The organism is Prevotella sp. S7 MS 2 (genome assembly GCF_000762865.1).
In the GTDB taxonomy this organism is placed as follows: domain Bacteria; phylum Bacteroidota; class Bacteroidia; order Bacteroidales; family Bacteroidaceae; genus Prevotella.
On record NZ_JRPT01000020.1, the window covers coordinates 1 to 18,796 of the forward strand.

18 protein-coding genes are annotated in these 18,796 nt (G+C 41.6%); 8 read left to right on the forward strand and 10 right to left on the reverse strand.

Annotated elements, in window-relative coordinates; genetic code table 11:
* Window positions 1–250 precede the first annotated feature (250 nt).
* Window positions 251–865, forward strand: coding sequence for a TetR/AcrR family transcriptional regulator (locus HMPREF0671_RS04600; RefSeq protein WP_036897245.1), 615 nt, complete (start codon window positions 251–253; stop codon window positions 863–865).
* 165 nt (window positions 866–1,030) lie between these two features.
* Window positions 1,031–1,891, forward strand: coding sequence for a class I SAM-dependent methyltransferase (locus HMPREF0671_RS04605; RefSeq protein ID WP_369793922.1), 861 nt, complete (start codon window positions 1,031–1,033; stop codon window positions 1,889–1,891).
* 237 nt (window positions 1,892–2,128) lie between these two features.
* On the opposite strand, the gene HMPREF0671_RS04610 is transcribed toward HMPREF0671_RS04605, so the two are convergent.
* From HMPREF0671_RS04610 to HMPREF0671_RS04645, 7 genes are all read right to left on the reverse strand, one after another.
* A complete protein-coding gene (locus tag HMPREF0671_RS04610; protein WP_052052842.1) occupies window positions 2,129–2,371 on the reverse strand; it encodes an RNA polymerase sigma factor in 243 nt (80 codons plus the stop codon).
* Between the two features lie 385 nt (window positions 2,372–2,756).
* Entirely contained in the window at window positions 2,757–3,695 is a 939-nt protein-coding gene (locus tag HMPREF0671_RS04620; RefSeq protein ID WP_036897251.1) for a cation diffusion facilitator family transporter, read from the reverse strand.
* 38 nt (window positions 3,696–3,733) lie between these two features.
* A complete protein-coding gene (locus HMPREF0671_RS04625) occupies window positions 3,734–4,987 on the reverse strand; it encodes an ABC transporter permease (protein WP_036897254.1) in 1,254 nt (417 codons plus the stop codon).
* A 5-nt stretch (window positions 4,988–4,992) separates the two neighbouring features.
* Window positions 4,993–6,162: an ABC transporter permease gene (locus tag HMPREF0671_RS04630; RefSeq protein ID WP_036897258.1), complete on the reverse strand. Its 1,170-nt coding sequence runs from the start codon at window positions 6,160–6,162 to the stop codon at window positions 4,993–4,995.
* A gap of 41 nt (window positions 6,163–6,203) precedes the next feature.
* Window positions 6,204–7,190 carry an HlyD family secretion protein gene (locus HMPREF0671_RS04635; protein WP_036897261.1) on the reverse strand — a complete coding sequence of 329 codons (987 nt, stop codon included), beginning with the start codon at window positions 7,188–7,190 and terminating at the stop codon, window positions 6,204–6,206.
* 14 nt (window positions 7,191–7,204) lie between these two features.
* Window positions 7,205–8,692 (reverse strand): TolC family protein, encoded by a 1,488-nt coding sequence (locus tag HMPREF0671_RS04640; protein WP_036897264.1) that lies wholly within the window; start codon window positions 8,690–8,692, stop codon window positions 7,205–7,207.
* Entirely contained in the window at window positions 8,692–9,561 is an 870-nt protein-coding gene (locus HMPREF0671_RS04645; RefSeq protein ID WP_036897265.1) for a hypothetical protein, read from the reverse strand. Before HMPREF0671_RS04645 ends, HMPREF0671_RS04640 begins: the two co-directional genes overlap by 1 nt.
* 238 nt (window positions 9,562–9,799) lie before the next feature.
* Between HMPREF0671_RS04645 and HMPREF0671_RS04650 the strand changes: the two genes are divergently transcribed.
* The 6 genes from HMPREF0671_RS04650 (at window position 9,800) to HMPREF0671_RS04675 (ending at window position 15,842) form a co-directional block, all read left to right on the forward strand.
* The gene (locus HMPREF0671_RS04650; RefSeq protein WP_036897268.1) at window positions 9,800–10,021 is read left to right on the forward strand and encodes a DUF4492 domain-containing protein; all 222 of its coding nucleotides are present in this window, start codon (window positions 9,800–9,802) and stop codon (window positions 10,019–10,021) included.
* A 28-nt stretch (window positions 10,022–10,049) separates the two neighbouring features.
* On the forward strand, window positions 10,050–11,627 hold the full coding sequence (locus tag HMPREF0671_RS04655; RefSeq protein WP_036897272.1) for a cytochrome ubiquinol oxidase subunit I: 1,578 nt from the start codon (window positions 10,050–10,052) through the stop codon (window positions 11,625–11,627).
* 11 nt (window positions 11,628–11,638) lie between these two features.
* Window positions 11,639–12,781: a cytochrome d ubiquinol oxidase subunit II gene (locus tag HMPREF0671_RS04660; RefSeq protein ID WP_036897274.1), complete on the forward strand. Its 1,143-nt coding sequence runs from the start codon at window positions 11,639–11,641 to the stop codon at window positions 12,779–12,781.
* A gap of 141 nt (window positions 12,782–12,922) precedes the next feature.
* Window positions 12,923–13,606, forward strand: a complete 684-nt coding sequence (locus HMPREF0671_RS04665; RefSeq protein ID WP_036897376.1) for a peptidylprolyl isomerase — start codon at window positions 12,923–12,925, stop codon at window positions 13,604–13,606.
* 550 nt (window positions 13,607–14,156) lie between these two features.
* Window positions 14,157–15,257 carry a metallophosphoesterase gene (locus HMPREF0671_RS04670; protein WP_036897276.1) on the forward strand — a complete coding sequence of 367 codons (1,101 nt, stop codon included), beginning with the start codon at window positions 14,157–14,159 and terminating at the stop codon, window positions 15,255–15,257.
* Window positions 15,258–15,365: 108 nt separating this feature from the next.
* Entirely contained in the window at window positions 15,366–15,842 is a 477-nt protein-coding gene (locus HMPREF0671_RS04675) for a MarR family winged helix-turn-helix transcriptional regulator (protein WP_036897279.1), read from the forward strand.
* 258 nt (window positions 15,843–16,100) lie between these two features.
* Here HMPREF0671_RS04675 and HMPREF0671_RS04680 read toward each other — a convergent pair whose 3' ends face one another.
* From HMPREF0671_RS04680 to HMPREF0671_RS04690, 3 genes are all read right to left on the reverse strand, one after another.
* Window positions 16,101–17,198, reverse strand: coding sequence for an Mrp/NBP35 family ATP-binding protein (locus HMPREF0671_RS04680; protein WP_036897282.1), 1,098 nt, complete (start codon window positions 17,196–17,198; stop codon window positions 16,101–16,103).
* 17 nt (window positions 17,199–17,215) lie between these two features.
* Complete coding sequence (gene trmB / locus HMPREF0671_RS04685; protein ID WP_036897286.1) at window positions 17,216–17,986, reverse strand: tRNA (guanosine(46)-N7)-methyltransferase TrmB; 771 nt, start codon at window positions 17,984–17,986, stop codon at window positions 17,216–17,218.
* 103 nt (window positions 17,987–18,089) lie between these two features.
* Window positions 18,090–18,722 carry a DUF975 family protein gene (locus tag HMPREF0671_RS04690; RefSeq protein WP_036897289.1) on the reverse strand — a complete coding sequence of 211 codons (633 nt, stop codon included), beginning with the start codon at window positions 18,720–18,722 and terminating at the stop codon, window positions 18,090–18,092.
* Window positions 18,723–18,796: the final 74 nt, after the last annotated feature.

Sequence of the window (18,796 nt, forward strand, 5' to 3'; positions counted from 1 at the left end):
ATCCCGAACTCGCGTATTAATCACATCTAACTCTATAGGAAATAATTTTTAGAAGTTTTAGTGTCGTTATTATGCCAGCAAAAAGACTTATAATCAACCATTTTACACTGCAACACATGAAAAAGAGAGAAAAAAGAAACTTTTTAAAGAAAAAACCTCCGAAAAATTTGGTTACAATTATAAAATTTCAGATATTTGCGAACATTAAAAGATTAGTATCACCATTATAATAATTTAGAATCTATTATTTATGGGAAGCAAAACAAAAGATAAGACAGATTATATATTGCAAGAAGCATTTAAACTCTTCTTGTCAAAAGAATATGTAAATGTAACAACTGGAGATTTAGAAGAAGCCACAGGAATAACTCGTGGCTCTATTTATTATCGAACTAAAAATAAAGAAGGATTATATAAGGCTGTTATCGATAAGTTTATATTTGATTTCATATCTGATACGTTGAATGCGGATATTCCTGCTTCAGAGAAAACTCCATTCTGGACTTATATTGACTATGAATTGAATAATACAGAGAAACGAATGAGAGTGATGAAAGAAAACAGAATTGATAAAAACATCTCTGCGCAATATGTGAATTTATTGGCATCTGCATCTTTTCATTATAATGGATTTGTGGAAAAATATAATGAAATAGAGATACTAATTCATAATCAATGGAGGCATTACTATGATTTAGGTGTCAAATGTGGAGAGTTGAGTGGTAATGTGGAGTCTGAGCTGGCAATATCATTGTTCCGTTCCTTGTATTACGGAGACTCCTTTTTACTTGCTATTACGGGTGATGGATTGAGTATCCAAGAATTAAGAAGGAAATACATGTTAATCTATAATGCTGTAAAATAATGAGAGGAGTTTATATAACAAGAGTTTCTTCATTTTTGCCTAATAGGGTTGTAGAAAATGATAATATGGAACAATATTTAGGACTTATCAGTTTATCATAGAATAATAACGACATTTTACAAACCAATTCGGTAACGAGATTACTTTCGTACCGAATAAAAACACATGAGTTACTATGACAAAATTCTTGCAAAAAAACATTATAGTAACTCGTGTGTTTTTTTAATATTAAAAAAAATGCAAAAAAGACACAAAGATAGATTTCGTTACTTTCAAGAGTTGGCTTGTACAACCAAAGACTTCTATATAGAATTACTGCGTTCCTATATAAATATAGGAGTAGGAACAAAAGTCCTTGAAATAGGATGTGGGGAGGGAGGAAACCTGCTACCTTTTGCTCAAATAGGATGTTTGGTAACAGGTATAGACATATGCGGCTCACGCATAGAACAAGCTGTAGATTTTTTTAAGAGAGAAAATCAGAAAGGTACTTTTATATGTGAAAATTTTATGTTACTTAATAATTCAAAAGAGGGAATAGGAAAATTTGATATTATAATACTTAGGGATGTGATAGAGCATATAGAACCTCCTTGTAAGAAAGAATTTTTGTCTCATATAAAAGAGTTCATGACAGAAAAAAGTTTAGTTTTTGTATGCTTTCCTGCATGGCAAAATCCTTTTGGTGGACATCAACAAATCAGTACTGGCTTTGTTTCTAAAATTCCATTCATACATCTTCTTCCTAATCCTCTTTATAAAGCTTTCCTCACACTCAATGGAACTAATAGTGATACTATTCAGGAACTGTTTAGTATAAAACGCTCACAAGTGACTGTTGAAAGTTTTGAAAAACTTATAAAAACAATTGGTTTTCGGATAGTTAAACGGCAATTATGGCTTATCAATCCTCATTATAAGCAAAAATTTAATTTGACTCCACGACTTCTCTCGCCTGTTTTTTCGAAGATAAAATATTTACGAAACTTTTACACGACTTCTTGCACTTATGTGCTGAGAAAATAATTTTGGTTCATCAGGAATTTGGAGTGATAGATATAATCAACGTTGTCGTAGAAGATAACAAACCTCCATTATAACAGCTTTATATAAAAGGATTTAACGATGTCGCACAGCAGTTCGGCAACGCCGACTTTAGAAAAGCTTGAATTATGATTTTTTGTTTTTATAAAATGGCTTTTTATAGGCTTTTAGCGGAGGCTATTACTTCGTAACTATATGAATATAAGAGCTTATGGTTCATCACTCCAAATGTCGGATGAACCACAAATAACTTTCAAAATTTGCATCACAATCAATACTTTCATGATGATTCCAAACCTGCACAAACACATCTTGGGTAATATCTTGAGCTGCAGCTGCATCTTCCAACAAGTCGAATGCGAAATTATATACCCATCTATTATAATGATGGAATACCATTTCAAAATGCTTCAATTGACCATTTCGAAGTCCTAATAAAATGCTCTTATCTAATTGTGGCATATCAGACTTATGAGGTTATTTATAATTTGTATAGTAGAATCAGCCCTAAAACTGCTACAAGAAATGTATTAATATAGGTTAAATATTTCATTTTCAGTAATAACAAAGTTATAGTATAATTCCCCTAAAAAGAGTATACTTTCTACAAAAACACGAAAAGACATAAAAAATTTGATTATCCCATTCGAATATAAAAAATTAGTAAAAGGCATTTCCAATGAGATTATCGTTTTAAAAACGAATAGGGAGGGAGCTTTTTGCATATAGCAAGGTACTCATCAACTTATCTATTCCCGATCTGCAAGGTTGAGACAACATTGCTGTATCAACTGTTCAGTAATGCTGTTTGGGCGTTTCAGAATTACTGCAAAGCCACTGCAGTCAACTACTCCGACTTTACTTGATAATCAGATTGATATACATCTGTCTCTATATAGATGTATATCTTATAATGTGAGAAGCTCTTTCTTATCTCTTCCTCTATTCTATTAATGACACCGGCCGACTCTGCCCGATATGCATCTTGCATCTCTACTTTCGCCGCCACCAGTATATTTGTCGAACTTAAATGGATGGTTTTAAGACTGATGAGGTGTTTTATCTCTTCACGTTCAAAAGCTCTGTTCATCAACCGACGGTCATTAGAGGTCATAGACTCTCCAATGATGAGACCGTAAAATTCGCGGGCGAGGAACAAAGCAGCCAAACAAAGCATGAGTCCAATCAGTAATCCAGACAAAGCATCGAAGAATGCTAGACCGGTAACAGCCACCAATATCGTACCAAGCATGGCCAAGAGTAATCCCACAACAGCACATGCGTCTTCAGCAAAGATAATAAGGACCTCGCTATGTCGGCTCTCACGTAGAAAGCGGAATAGCGGTAAGTTCTCCGTGTTCAACTCGGCTATCTCTTTCAAAGCAACCCGTAAGCTAAAACATTCCACTATCAAACCAAATACCAAGATGCCCATTACCAACCAAGTATTTTCAACCGAATGTTCAGGATGGAATAGTTTCTCAGAGGCTTCCATGATACCTAAAGCACCACCGGCAAAGAATAACATCATGACTACCACTATACTAAAGAAATATTTGGCACGCGATTCACCAAAAGGATGATTCTCGCTGACCATTCCCTTGGCACGCTTGTCGCCTACCAGCAAAAGGATTTCATTGCCACAATCTACCACACTGTGGATAGACTCGTTCAACATGGCAGTAGAACCGGATAAAGCAAAACCTACAAACTTGGATATTGCAACAAGTATATTCGCAGCAAGGGCAGCCAACACACTTGCCATTCCATGAGATTTCTCTTTCATGAGATATGAATTTACAATTGAAAAAACAAAAAAGTAGCCTAATCCGCCACTTCAGAAGAATTGGATGAATCGACCATCATGGGCGACTCTGACGAGCTAGCTCGTGCCCTACGCATCTGATTGCGATAGACTATGCAAGTCAAAAAGAAATATACAAGCGTTTGAATCCATAGAGCGATGTACTCCGGATGAATATCAGAGAGACGCGCACCCATGCTACCCATACGTACAAATCCACGAATACCGAATGTCGAGGGGAACAACCAAGCTATGCCTTGCCATACTCCGGGTATGTCGTTTTGCGGCCATGAGACACCGGACATAAAGAGGAATGGTACCGATGTGAACACTACCAACAGCATAACATTCTCACGAAGGCGAACCAAACACGACATAGTCATGCCGAAGAAAATACACGATAACAGATAAGGTAGCATGAACATGGTGAGATCGTAGGCATATACTAACGAGATGAAGCCAAACAATCGTGGCACAATCAATGTGAGATAAGCTGCCAAGACCATATAAATCATAAAATAGCACATGAACTTACCCAACACAATACGGAATATTCCGGCATGATAACGGCTGATGGGGACTAATTCATGATTGCGATTTGTCTCACGCGCAGTACCGGCCGATAATCCTATTCCCAGCAAAAGCGTCTGCTGAATAATTAACATAAGGACACCCGGAATAATGAAATTACCATATCCACCGGTAGTATTGAAAATGGGAACTTCATCGAAATCAAGCGGTTTACTGCTCACCTCTTCGTCGCGCGAAGTAAAATTCTTGGATAGAGACAATTGTATCTTCGTATTCATTTGCGAAGCTACAGCCTGTGCCGACTGGTAGATGGCTTTATAAGTAAGCATCAGGCTCATGTCGCAATATACTCCGACATGCGTTTGTTCTTGTCGATAAAGTTTGTTCTGAAATTGCTTTGGAAAATAAATCACGCCATTTACTACTTGCTTACCCACCAAGTCTTTGGCCTCATCCAAGCTGTTACAATGATAAGCAACCTTGGTATCGGGCGTACCATCAAGCAAGCGAGTAAACTCACGACTAGCATGACTGTGCGAGAAGTCGACCACTGCTACCGGCACTTCGCGCACGACCTCGTTGTTATAAATCCAAGAATAGGCCAGCGGATAGAGCAAAGGCACGAGGATAAAGAAGATAAGTACTCCCTCATCGGTGACCGTCTGACGCAACTCACGCATGCAGATATAGCACATATCGCGTAATCCATGGCTTATTTTATATATCAAACTATCTTTTTCCATACTCTCTATGATACATAATCATAAGTCAACAGAACGATGTAGAGTCGACGAATTATAAATAAAGGCAGCCCAATGAATACCATCAAAGCCAATATATAAGGCCATGCTTCAAGCAACGGATAACCGTTGAAAATGCATAACTGATAAATAATATAATAATGTCGTAAAGGGAAAAGGTTTGCCAACATCTCCAAAGCCGGTGACATGGCAAAGGCTGGATAAGCTGCTCCAACCATGGAGAAACTCAATACAGCCCACAACGAACACACACTCATCGACATACGCATGGAGGGTATGAGGCCGAAAATAAAGATACCAAAACATTGGGAAGCCAAAACCATGAGCAGTCCTAGCAACAACATGGGGACAATACCACCGGGGTGTGGGAATCCATAGACACCGTAGACATAGCCCATATAGCCATATACGATGCCAAGAAAGATGAGTGTTTGGGGTAAGAACTTACCGCAAACAACAAGGAAAATGTTGTTATCGCCCATCTGCATAAGTTCTTTGGAACGATTAAACTTCAATTCCGTACCCAAAGAATAAGCCGTAATCAGGAAAATAAACACCATCAAGCAACCGGGAATGAGCATGTTACTCAGATAAACATTGTAACTTACCCATGGATTATTAATAGTATGGAGATCGACAGCGATGGGCTGGAGATAGGTACGAATCTCATTTCCGGTCTTACCGATGGCAGACAACTTTTTCATACCAACCGAGGCCGAACCTAATGTGGATATGGTCTTGAGGTCGCGAAACAACAATGCGCCTGCCGTCAACGACGTATTGCTATAATAAAAAGAAATTTTGGGTTGGCTACCTGTCATCAAACCATCGGTAGTACCATGTGGGATATACAGAAATGCGTATATCTGATTGCGCTGAATGGCCGTGCGTGCTTCGTTCACGTTTTCATAATGAGCCACCACCTGCGTACTCTGGAATGCATCCAACTTACGAACAAGTTGCCGAGTAGTCGATGTGCGGTCTAAATCAACTACACCTACAGGCATGTCTGTGGGTTGACCGGCACTCATCAACGACGTAAAAAAGACTACGACAATAATCGGGAACACCACCATACAAAACAGATAAATAGGGTTGTGAGACAAGATGCCACACTCGCGAAGGGCAATATGATATATCTGTTTAATGGTGTGCATTCTAAGAATGACTAGTTTTTTACGATAACCGAATAGATAAATTATTTCTTAACAATCAATGACATGCCGGGACGAAGCCCCTCAAAAGGCTTAATAGGACGCGCTTTGACTTCAAATGTCTTCATATCGTACTGTCCGTTCGACTTGGTTGCTTTCCAAACAGCATACGAACCTTCGTCTTTGATGTAGTAGACTTTCATCTTGAGGTCTCTGTTGAATGCTGGAGAATAGGCTGTAATGATATCACCAACCTTCATTCCATTCAACTGATCTTCACGTATATTGAATGTTCCCCACATGTCTTTCATCACCGAGATGCTCATAATGGGCGAACCAATTCCTACAAGTTCTCCCACTTTAGGATATACATCGCTCACCTCACCCTCTACTTGGGCAATCTGAACAGTCTCTTTTAACAGAGCCTTTACTACATTCACAGCTCCTTTAGCAGCCTGAACCTGCTTAGTAGCTGCTTGCTTTTCTTCGGCACGAGCTCCATTCTTAGCCATCTCATATTGGCTCTCAGCAGCCTTCACCTGCGCTTGTGCAGCCTTATAAGCGGCGAAAGCTTCGTCTCGTTTCTGTCCACTCAATACTCCTTCATCATATAAACGCTGTACACGAGTGTAGGATTTCTGAGCTATATCACTCGCTGCAAGAGCCTGTTGCCACAACTGATAAGCTCCTTGTATCTGTTCCTTGCGTGCCCCATTGTCCGCCATATCGCGCATGGCAGCCGCCGCTCCCTGTGTAGCCTCAGCTACTTGCTTCTGTGCATCGACTTCCGGAACCTCCAATAGTGCCAACGTGTCACCCACATGTACGTAGTCTCCCTCTTTTACACAGAGTTCTACCACTCGCCCGGGTAGCTTGCAGGATACTCGATATTCCGATACATCTACCTCACCTTGAATGATTTCTTCGGTTTTTCCTAACGTAAAGAAACCTATAAGAGCCACTATGATGACGGCAGCCGCAAATCCTATGACGGCTAACAGAATGTTATTATGTTGAGATTTTACTGACATGATATTCTATTCGATTATTGTAATATACCAAGAGCTTTCTTTAGATTAACGAGTGTAAGCTTGACATCGACCTCCGCATCAATCTTTTGACTCTGCGCTTGTTGCCATGCTGTCTGAGCAGCCATGACATCCGTCGACTCCATTACCCCTTCCTTGAATCCCAAATTGGCACAACGTAGATTTTCTTCTGCACTCTTTATATTCTTTCTAGCCATGTTTAGCTTCTTCTGTGCTTCCTTTACGCGGAATTGACTCTGTGCAACTTGCAATCCAATCTTATCGCGGGCATCACTTAATTCCAGTGTAGCCATATCGGTAGCTATACGCGATGCTCGCACTTTATAGCTGCCTTCAAACCAGTTCCAAACCGGTACTCGCACCATGACTCCCAACGTCCACATGCCTGAGAATTTATTTTCAAAGCCATTGAAGACATTTGGATTAGATATGAGATAACCACCGGTCAAGAGAACCTGCGGCAAATAAGCGGCACGAATCACCTTCGTAGCTTCCTTACTCAAATCTATTGAATTCTGAAGCATGCGTAATTCTGGACGAGATTGGTCGAGTTGTTCCTTCTCCATTGTCGGCGCAAACTCGTCAACACTCAAGCTTTCCTTGCCTTCATCGGCCAAAACGATTTCCTCATCCAATGGAATACCACAGAGTTGGCATAGCAACATCTTAGCCAAAGACAGCCCGTCTTCTACCTGCATCACCTGCATATCGGCTTCATTCTCACGAACATCGACCTTCAATCCATCAGCCTTGGTTGCTACCCCTGCCTTGATCATCTTGTGGACATCGGAATCAAGCTTTGAAACAAGCTCATGATAGCTCTTCGCCAATTTGTGCTTTTGACGGAGAGACACCACTGTCCAATAAGCCTGATCTATATTATATAAGGTAGATTGGGTGACAACATCAGTATTATTGAGTGCCAATTGCTCACTAATACGAGCCATATTGTTAGCCGCAACGATAGCTCCACCCATATAAAGAGGTTGACGAACCATCACCGCACCGGCAAAAATATTGTGCGTATTAGTTTCAAAAGCATCTCGAATACTGCTTCCCAACTGGTTTCCCATTTGCGCTAAAGCAGGCGACAGTTGCCCCAAGACACCAGAGAGCTGTTGAGCTACGGCCGGTGAAATAACACCTTGCTGCACCAATGTCGTTGCTAAGTTTGTGAGATTACCTCCTACCCCCGCAGTTACAGTAGTTCCTAAATTGCCCAAGGCAGACTTCTGGTCTTTATTCAATAGAGACACTTCGCGACTGGTATACTCATAACCACCTAGCGCATCCACCTTCGGTAGATACTTAGTACGCGCTGCTTTCTTGATATTCGCGGCCACCTGTTGCTTCAACTTCGAGACATTAAGCTGCTTATTGTTGCGCAATGCCAAGGCACGACAACTATCCAAGCTCAATATTCTCTGCGCTTCGGCCGGCGCAAGAATACCAACCCATAAAAATAAAGTTAGTAACTTCTTCATTATTTAAATGTAAAGTTCCTCGATCCTATCATATTTCCATCGGCAAAGATACTTACTGCATAAGTTCCACCTTCGAGTGCTTGAGACACATTCCAATAAAGAGTAATCGGCGTTTCCTGCCCACCATACTCTATAGTTTTTCTCATCGTACTCGTCAATGTCCGATTCTCATAGTTGAAGTTTCCACCTTCTCCAAGTGTAGAACCTGTTGGTGAGACGATTTTCACATATACAGTCTTCGTCCCACTAGCCGCAGTCACATTCTTGGCCAAGCTGAAATTCACCTGAATAACGGTACATTTGCTCACCTTATCAGTAGTCTTTCCACGACGGTTTTTCAATATCATGTTAATTCCTGTAGCATCCAGCTGTGCAGCAATAGCGACTTTCTCCGACAGCGAAGCCTTCTCGGTACTCAGTCCTTCTATCTGTCGTGTCGCTTCTTCGTACTGTCCTCTGATATGAGTATTCTCTGCTGTAAGGTTTTGATTCAGTCTATTCAGTGAATCTATCTCCATTACATAGCTCCGCAACACCTGTCTTACTGTGGCTAATTCGCGTTTCAAACGAGCAATCTCACGAGCATCAGAGCTCTTCACACTCTTCAACTCATCTAATAAGCGTTGGGTTTTCTCTTGCTCGGCGGTCAGTTGAGCCACAATAGAATCATTGGAAATCTGTGATTTCATCTCACTATACTGGTTGGCAAACTGTTGGTATTCGTTTTCCATTTCCTGTTTATCCAACTCAGCCAACTCCTGCATCTCCTTATTTTGCTGTTGTTGGTTGTGCAAATTAATACCCAAATACACGATACCTGCCACAAGCAACAAAGCTATAATAATCAAAGGATAGAATATCTTTTTCATTTTGAAATTCGATTTCAATTCAACAGTTATGCAAATTTAGAGTTTTTATCTTAACTTTCCAAGGATTCTAGCTATTCAATCCCATAATATATTAAAAATTAGCATTTTTATGGAAAAAAGACAACTACATTAAATTTTATTTTGTACTTTTACCGGCGAAAATTGTAATCATTACTATTTTACACATTCAAATGAGTCTGACAAGGCATTGTCTAACTATATTTTATACAAAAATATCATGAAAAGAGATAGTTTCTTATATAGAGTTTACGACCTATACTACGACGGTTTTCGCCACATGACGTTGGGGAAAACACTTTGGGCTGTCATCCTCATCAAACTATTTATCATGTTTGCCATTCTCAAGGTATTTTTCTTTCCCAACTTCCTAGGCAAGAAAGCACCCAAAGGTCAAAAGAGTCAATTCGTCTCTGAACAATTAATCAATAGAGCCAAATAGTTAATAACACAATATTTATATACAAAGTATGGTAAATCAACTTTTAGACATCTCTGCCGCAACCATCGATTGGTCACGAGCACAATTTGCCTTGACGGCAATTTATCACTGGTTATTTGTTCCATTAACATTGGGCTTGGCTGTCATCATGGGCATTGTCGAGACCTGTTATTATCGAACCAGAAAGCGTTTTTGGCGCGATGCGGCTCGCTTTTGGCAGAAGTTATTCGGTATCAACTTTGCCATGGGTGTTGCCACCGGTATCATTCTTGAGTTCGAATTCGGTACCAACTGGAGTAACTACTCTTGGTTCGTAGGCGACATCTTCGGCGCACCATTGGCCATCGAAGGTATCATCGCCTTCTTCATGGAATCGACTTTCGTTGCTGTGATGTTCTTCGGATGGAAGAAAGTGTCACCGGGATTCCATCTCGCATCGACATGGCTTACCGGTCTTGGAGCCACTATCTCCGCATGGTGGATACTGGTTGCCAACGCTTGGATGCAATATCCCATCGGACAAACTTTCAATCCCGACACCATGCGCTTCGAGATGAACTCGTTCATCGACGTAGCCTTGTCTCCATTTGCAGTCGATAAGTTTTGCCATACCGTCACTTCGTCATGGATTATCGGTGCAGCTTTCACCGTCGCAGTGAGTGCTTGGTACCTCTTAAAAAAACGTGAACAGAAGTTAGCCATCGAAAGTATCAAGATAGGTGCTTGTGTTGGACTCATAGCTTCGCTACTCGCTGCACTTACCGGAGATAGCAGTGCTTACCAAATCAGTAAGGTTCAACCCATGAAACTGGCTGCAATGGAAGCATTATATAATGGTGGAAACGACCAAAGTCTGACCGTAGCTGCATGGGTAAATCCATTCCAACAGCCCGATTACACGACTCTACAAGAACCGCCTCTCCGTATTGCCGTACCAAATGCTCTGTCTTTCATGGCTACACGCGACTTCCACGGCTTTGTTCCCGGTGTTAACGAGCTCATCAACGGCTATACGAAACCCGACGGAACACGCGAACCGTCTGTCAAAGAGAAAATTGCCAGAGGCAAAATGGCTATTGCAGCTTTACAACAATATCGTGCCGGCAAGAAAGACGAGGGTACTAAAAAACTTCTAGCCGACAACATGCGCTACTTCGGATATGGCTATGTGAAGTCAGCCGACCAAGTAGTACCATTCATTCCTATCAATTTCTGGGCATTCCGCATTATGGTTGGTTTGGGTAGTTTGTTCATCCTACTCTTCGCCGTAACCCTGTTCTTTGTCTATCGCAAGGACATCAGCAAAGCCAAATGGTTGCTATGGGCTACCGTCGCAACTCTCCCACTCGCTTACATTGCCAGCGAATCGGGATGGATTGTTGCCGAGATGGGACGCCAACCTTGGACTATTCAAGACATGCTTCCTACATGGGCCGCAGTCAGCGACATCAATTCGGGTAGCATAGCCCTCACTTTCTTCATCTTCCTTGGTCTCTTCACCACTATGTTGGCAGTAGAAATCAGCATTCTCATCAAAGAGATTAAGAAAGGACCTGAGCATAGTATCACTGCTACAGAAGAATCTGCAACATCAACAACTATCTAAACTGAACAATTATGGACTATAGCATATTACAACATTATTGGTGGTTCCTTGTTTCATTATTGGGAGCACTGCTCGTTTTTTTACTCTTTGTACAAGGGGCAAATTCGCTGATATTCAGCCTCGGCAAGACCCCTGAAGAGCGTCGTATGGTCATCAATTCTACCGGACGCAAGTGGGAACTCACTTTCACTACACTGGTAACATTCGGTGGAGGCTTCTTTGCTTCATTCCCATTGTTCTATAGCACCAGTTTCGGTGGCGCTTATTGGCTATGGATGATTATTCTCTTCACCTTTGTCATGCAGGCTGTCAGCTACGAATTCCAAAACAAACTGGGCAACTTGCTCGGTATTCGTACATTCCAATGGCTGCTTGTCATCAACGGTATCTTGGCTCCGCTATTGCTTGGTGGTGCTGTAGCAACCTTCTTCGATGGTAGCAATTTCATTGTCGACAAGATGAATATCACCCAAGAATTACAACCGGTCATCAGCCGTTGGGCTAATCTCAGCCACGGATTAGATGCATTGCTCGACCCATGGAATCTTATTCTTGGCTTTGCGGTCTTCTTCCTTGCTCGTATGCTAGGCACGCTTTATATTATTAATAATGTGAACGATGAGAACATTCGTACCAATGCTCGCAAGCAATTATTGTATGCCACCGTCCCCTTCCTCGTGTTTTTCCTATCGTTCTTAGGCCGCACACTGTGCAAAGACGGTTTTGCTTACGACCCTGCTACAGGCATCATTGCCATGGAACCTTATAAATATCTACACAACTTTGTGGACATGTGGTATCTCACCATTATCTTCTTAGTGGGCGTGGTATTGGTACTTGGCGGTGTCATCGTTACTCTTTTGAAAAAAGATTTTATTCGCGGTATTTGGCCAACCGGCATCGGTGTCGTACTCGTTGTACTGGTTCTTTTCCTCATGGCAGGTTGGAACAACACAGCTTACTATCCTTCTAATGTCGACCTACAGAGTTCGCTGACCATTGCCAATAGCAGCAGTAGTCCGTTCACACTCAAAACCATGTCTATCGTTTCACTCTTCATCCCATTTGTATTAGCTTATATCGTAGTGGCATGGAGAGCACTCGACAAGAAAGAAATCACAAAAGATGAGGTATCACAAGGTGACGCTTATTAATTGAGACACAAAAAGTGATGGAGTTAAAGGGGAATCAAGAAGTGATGCCATATGCTTTGTCAGGAAATGTTCTTTCCACATTTGGCTTCGCAACTTCAACTCCTTAACTCCATCACTCCTTTTAGTATTATTCATAAATATATGAAACGACTTATTTATGCAATAGTACTTCTATTGCTTCCCCTATCACTCATGGCGCAGAATGATACTCTACGCCATGAAGTGCTTTTAGAAACGACCAAGGGTAATATTCGCATCGTACTCTACAATGAAACTCCTATTCATCGCGACAACTTCTTGAAGCTTGTGAAAGGAGGCTACTACGACGGTAATTTATTCCATCGCGTCATCAACCGATTCATGATTCAAACGGGCGATTCCACATCGCGTCACGCTGAACCGGGAGCCGAATTAGGACTTTATTCACCCGACTACACCTTACCGGCAGAGATACATTACCCACAATTATATCATAAACGGGGAGCAGTGGCTGCTGCTCGTGAGGGAGACGACGTAAATCCCGAACACCGTTCATCAGCCAGTCAGTTCTACATTGTCTTCGGGCGACGTTACAACGAAGATATGATTGACCAAGTACAAGCACGCCTTGACCAATCCACTAAAGGAAAAATCATCATTCCGTCCGAACTCCGTGAGGCATATTTCCGCAAAGGTGGCACGCCCCATCTCGATGGACAATACACCGTATTCGGTGAAGTCGTGGAAGGACTCAACATCGTTGAAGAGATTCAAAACACAGAAACCGACAAGAACGACCGCCCCTTACAAGACATCGCCATCGTTCGTGCCACAGTAGTAAAGTAGAGATAGAGATACTATCTTAGCAGTGAAACCGCTGCAGTATTAATAGCCGATAGTTAGAGCAAAGCGTATAACTATCGGGATAAGGGACTACGTAAAGCCCAGAGTACCTATTGGTACTTTGGGCTTTACAGATTTATACCGGAGAACGGAAGCACATAAAAAGTTATAAGCATTTGCCTTAATCTCCCATTAACTCCTTACCTCCTGATAATCTAAAAAGATATGCTTTCCTTATTCCGCCATTTTCAAATCCCAACAACTCACAAACTTAATACTAAAGAACTTATTGTATTCTGCTGCAAGGGTTTCGCAGCAATGCTGCAGAAGCCAAACAAGATTGCTGCAAAAGCGAGGCAGCAAGCTTGCCAAGCCATTGCAGTGAGCGGAGAGTAAGAAGTGAGTTATGTGAAGAAGGTTATTTGAGTTAACAAGTAGACAAGATATGAGTTGACAAGTTTATAAAATAAGGTGTTAAAGCGAGTAGAAAACAAAAAGACAAAGAAAGTTTCGCTATTTAAGAAACTCCCCCTATCTTTACCACACAAAAGATATGAATAAAATGTGGGCTTTACTTTTCTTATTGCTTCCAATCATAGGATGCAGTTATGTGGGATGGCATGTGTGGATGATGCTGCCTTATAGTAATCTGCTAAAGAGTATCATCATCACCTGTATGATATTGTGCTTCTCCCTACTCTTTCTTAATATCCTCATAGGGCTGGATAAAATGCCACCGACCGTGGCACGCTTCATGTACGAAATAGGCACTTCGTCGCTCTTCGTACTCCTCTATCTGGTGATGATTTTTCTGGTACTCGACCTCGGACGAGCCGTCCATCTCGTCCCGGCATCATTCATTCAGAATAGCATACAAGGTTCGTTAACAGTACTAATCATCATGTCGGCAATTTTCATTTATGGCAATTTGAACTATTATCACAAGGTGCGTGTGCCTCTGAACGTCACTACCGAGAAGCCATTGCAGCGACCTTTGAAGATTGTATTAATGAGCGATCTACACTTGGGCTATCATAATACACGGACAGACTTAGCCAACTGGGTGAATAAGGTGAATTCCGAGCACGCCGACCTAGTCTTAATTGCCGGCGATATAGTCGACATCAGTGTCGAACCACTGCTCCGAGCCAACATGGCCGAGGAATTTCGCCGACTCCAAGCGCCCGTCTATGCGGCATTGGGCAACCACGATTACTATGCAGGCGAACTAAAGAGCGAGCAATTCTATCGCGATGCCAACATTCATTTGCTACAAGATAGCAGCATTGTCTTCAAAAACGAACTAACAATTATTGGTCGTGACGACCGTACCAACAAGCATAGAAAGGCGTTGAAAGCTCTTGTTGCCACAACCAACCAGTCTACCTACACCATCCTACTCGACCATCAGCCCTATCATTTAGAGGAAGCCGAACAGGCAGGAATAGATTTTCAATTCAGTGGACACACCCACTACGGGCAGGTTTGGCCTATCAGTTGGATAGAAGATATCATTTATGAAGATGCTTTCGGCCCATTGACAAAAGGTAAAACCAAATACTATGTAAGTAGCGGCATGGGCATTTGGGGAGGTAAATTTCGCATCGGAACGAGGTCGGAATATGTCGTTTTGACCTTAACATCGGTTAAATGATAAGAAAAAAACATCCTTATCGTCTTCGATACAAAAACAAATCTTTATCTTTGCATCCTAATTTCTCAATTGAAAAGAATAAATATAGCGAATAAAAAGATTTTGTTTATGGCATACGAACAATTAAAGTTAAAGAATCAGGTCTGCTTCAGACTCTATACAGCTAGTCGACTCATCATTCAAGCTTACGAACCATTCTTCAAACAATTAGGCATCACGTACACACAATATTTGGTATTGATGGTTCTTTGGGAACAGGATAACCAACCGGTAAATGACATTGCTAAGAAACTAGTATTAGAGACTAACACGGTAACTCCACTCATCCAGCGCATGGAAAAACTTGATTTGGTAGTCCGCAACGTCGGTCCGGTGGATCGTAGACAGAAGATAGTGTCTCTCACCAAGAAAGGAAAAACAATGCAAGATGAATGTAAGGATTTCCCCGGATGCCTTATCAATATCTTCAATAACTACGACATTAGCATGGACGAATTGATGAAATTAGGCGACCAGCTAGACCGATTCATCAATCCAATTCTCGACCATCGCAAAAGCGAATTGGCAGAGGAGAAGACTAAATAAAATAATTTTCTCAGGTAAATGTATATTTGGGAGTTAACAGAAGTTAGTAGGAGATAATGGAAGATAATAGACATTTGTCCGCCACCTCCTATTAACTCCCTTTTAATCCTGCTAACTTCACAGTGGAATATTATATTTGGGAGTTAACAGAAGTTAGTAGGAGATAATGGAAGATAATAGCCATTTGTCCGCAACCTCCTATTAACTTCCTTTTAACTCCTGCTAACTCCCAACTTGAGCATACATGCGAAACTCGCATCAATCTACTTTTACAATCTTCGTGGGTGCCTGCTCTTTATTGCGACGATTGGTTACTGTCACCACAGCTTGAGCCAAATTGATAAATGCTTGTCCCGTCATGGTATCGATATTACAAGCAGCTGGCTTCCCCGCGTCGCCACTCTCGCAGATACTTTGTACGATAGGAATCTGCGCCAACAGTGGACATTGCATCTCTTCGGCGAGATTCTTACATCCATCTTTGCCAAATATATAATATTTGTTTTGCGGTAATTCGGCCGGCGTGAACCATGCCATGTTCTCCACCAAACCCAAGATTGGCACATTCACTTTGTCATTGCGATACATATCGATGCCTTTACGCGCATCGGCCAACGCTACCTTCTGAGGCGAACTGACTATCACTGCACCGGTAATAGACAGTGTTTGCAGTAGCGTAAGATGTATATCGCTGGTCCCCGGTGGCGTATCGAGGATAAAATAGTCTAGTTCTCCCCAGTCGGCATCAGCTATCAACTGCTTCAAAGCCGACGTCGCCATACCGCCACGCCATAGCGTTGCCGTATCAGGATCGATGAAAAAGCCGATACTCAACAGCTTCACGCCATACTTCTCAATGGGTTCTATGAGCGTACGACCGTCTTTCTGAACCGAATACGGACGCGCATCTTCAACACCAAACATCTTAGGTACCGACGGACCGAAGATGTCGGCATCGAGCAAACCAACTTTATAGCCGAGTCGAGCAAGCGAAATGGCAAGGTTAGATGACACCGTACTCTTGCCCACCCCGCCTTTACCAGAACTCACAGCAACAATATTCTTAACTTGAGGGAGCAATTTTCCCACCTCCGGACGGGCTGCGTTCTTAAACTCAGTCTTGATTGTTACCTCCACATCCTTATCTACATGATAGTGTATAGCAGCTTCGGCAGCTTTCACTGTAGACTTTAAGAAAGGGTCGGTTTCGCGTGGAAACACGAGTGTAAATTCGACTTTCATGCCGTTGATGCGCACATCATCGGCCAACATTTCACTTTCTATCAGATTCTTTTTGGTTCCGGGATAAACCACGGTAGCCAATGCATCTGTTATTAATTTAGGATATAATGTCATCATTCTAATGTTTTTGTTTACTTTGCCATATCTTTGCTACTGCGCTTCGTGCGATGATAGCTACGATACTCATCGAGCGGAATCTCTATATCTGGCTCAACGAGTGGGACTGTATGGGGCAAATGGAATTGGAGATAACGGATATTAAGTCCTCGCTCTATCCACATCGACTCGTAATAAGTCTGTATCGTAAGGATAGGCTGACCCACCAAATAAGCAGGAGTATCATGGTATAAGTCTTCCGTACATACTTCTACGGGCAGTTGATTGCGCTCCACCATATACTTGGTATAAGTAAAGAGGAAGTTGGAATCGGTCTTTAAGTGAATCAATCCTCCATCTACGAGGAAACGACGGTATCGCTCCATAAAGAAGGTAGAGGTCAATCGCTTGTGTGGATTCTTCATTTGAGGGTCAGAAAAAGTAAGCCATATCTCTTGCACTTCGTCTTGGTCGAAGAATCGATCAATGATTTCGATGCTGGTACGGAGAAATGCAACATTAGGCAATTGCTGTTCGAGAGCTAGCTTTGCACCTGTCCACATGCGCGAACCTTTAATGTCTACACCGATGAAATTGACGTTCGGAAAGAGTTTACCCAGTCCTACGGTATACTCACCTTTGCCACACCCCAACTCCAAGACGATAGGATTGTCGTTGTGGAAATACTCTTCGCGCCAATGACCTTTCATGGTAAACGGCACATTATCGACCACTGAGAATGGATATTCAAAGACGTTAGCCATCTCCTTCATCTCTGCAAACTTTGCTAATTTCCCTTTTCCCATTTGTAATATCCTCTTTTTATTTAGGACACAAAGGTACAATAATTATTTTGAGAGTGCAAAGAAGCCCCCTCAAACCAAACAACAAAAAGACAGTTCTAGCTATTTAATCGCTGATACTTGCTCCATCTTCCTTTACGGCATCTTCATAAAAATGAGCCATAGCCGTCTGCACATAAGGGAATAAAAATATAAATCCCAAACCAAGTGTTATAAAAGAAAGTATCAACCATCCTATAAATGAGAGAAGAAGTAGAAACAATGCCATCTTTCTACCATCCATCAAGCGCATACTTTCTTTGATAGCCTGCTCTCCATTCATTTCCGGATGGTCTAGAAGTACGAATTCCGTCAAAGCGTAAGAAAAAGACTTGTAGATTCCCGGTACTATCAAAAGCAAGGTCCATAAGAATATGTATACATTCTTTAATACGATAGCAAGGAGTATACGCCCATAATCAGAAAAGCCATCAAATAGATTTTTTACACCTAAATTTTCACCTCTTAGCATTCTCAAGAAGAACACATTGAATGCCCACGATATAGGGATTAATATCAATGCAGCAAAAATATTGCTAGTAAGCTTTGACAATTTACCACCAAACGAAAATGCAATCTGTATCCCACCTTGAAACAGCAAAGAGATGAGCAAGACAACAATCGTTACAATAACAGCTTTTCCCCAATTGTTTTCGAGCGAAGCCAAGGCTCGATTGCGATAATTACTGAGTGAATCCATGAATTTAATTATTAATTAGTATAACAAAGAATGGCATGCCAAGCTCTGCTCAACATGCCTTTAAATCTATTTCT

Bases quoted from the DNA above. Each gene is read 5' to 3' on its own strand.
- HMPREF0671_RS04670 (WP_036897276.1), top strand. From the start codon at position 14,157: ATGAATAAAATGTGGGCTTTACTTTTCTTATTGCTTCCAATCATAGGA.
- HMPREF0671_RS04655 (WP_036897272.1), top strand. From the start codon at position 10,050: ATGGTAAATCAACTTTTAGACATCTCTGCCGCAACCATCGATTGGTCA.
- HMPREF0671_RS04605 (WP_369793922.1), top strand. From the start codon at position 1,031: ATGAGTTACTATGACAAAATTCTTGCAAAAAAACATTATAGTAACTCG.
- HMPREF0671_RS04680 (WP_036897282.1), bottom strand. From the start codon at position 17,198: ATGACATTATATCCTAAATTAATAACAGATGCATTGGCTACCGTGGTT.
- HMPREF0671_RS04650 (WP_036897268.1), top strand. From the start codon at position 9,800: ATGAAAAGAGATAGTTTCTTATATAGAGTTTACGACCTATACTACGAC.
- HMPREF0671_RS04625 (WP_036897254.1), bottom strand. From the start codon at position 4,987: ATGGAAAAAGATAGTTTGATATATAAAATAAGCCATGGATTACGCGAT.
- HMPREF0671_RS04665 (WP_036897376.1), top strand. From the start codon at position 12,923: ATGAAACGACTTATTTATGCAATAGTACTTCTATTGCTTCCCCTATCA.
- HMPREF0671_RS04635 (WP_036897261.1), bottom strand. From the start codon at position 7,190: ATGTCAGTAAAATCTCAACATAATAACATTCTGTTAGCCGTCATAGGA.
- HMPREF0671_RS04640 (WP_036897264.1), bottom strand. From the start codon at position 8,692: ATGAAGAAGTTACTAACTTTATTTTTATGGGTTGGTATTCTTGCGCCG.
- trmB (WP_036897286.1), bottom strand. From the start codon at position 17,986: ATGGGAAAAGGGAAATTAGCAAAGTTTGCAGAGATGAAGGAGATGGCT.
- HMPREF0671_RS04630 (WP_036897258.1), bottom strand. From the start codon at position 6,162: ATGCACACCATTAAACAGATATATCATATTGCCCTTCGCGAGTGTGGC.
- HMPREF0671_RS04620 (WP_036897251.1), bottom strand. From the start codon at position 3,695: ATGAAAGAGAAATCTCATGGAATGGCAAGTGTGTTGGCTGCCCTTGCT.
- HMPREF0671_RS04600 (WP_036897245.1), top strand. From the start codon at position 251: ATGGGAAGCAAAACAAAAGATAAGACAGATTATATATTGCAAGAAGCA.
- HMPREF0671_RS04660 (WP_036897274.1), top strand. From the start codon at position 11,639: ATGGACTATAGCATATTACAACATTATTGGTGGTTCCTTGTTTCATTA.
- HMPREF0671_RS04610 (WP_052052842.1), bottom strand. From the start codon at position 2,371: ATGCCACAATTAGATAAGAGCATTTTATTAGGACTTCGAAATGGTCAA.
- HMPREF0671_RS04645 (WP_036897265.1), bottom strand. From the start codon at position 9,561: ATGAAAAAGATATTCTATCCTTTGATTATTATAGCTTTGTTGCTTGTG.
- HMPREF0671_RS04675 (WP_036897279.1), top strand. From the start codon at position 15,366: ATGGCATACGAACAATTAAAGTTAAAGAATCAGGTCTGCTTCAGACTC.
- HMPREF0671_RS04690 (WP_036897289.1), bottom strand. From the start codon at position 18,722: ATGGATTCACTCAGTAATTATCGCAATCGAGCCTTGGCTTCGCTCGAA.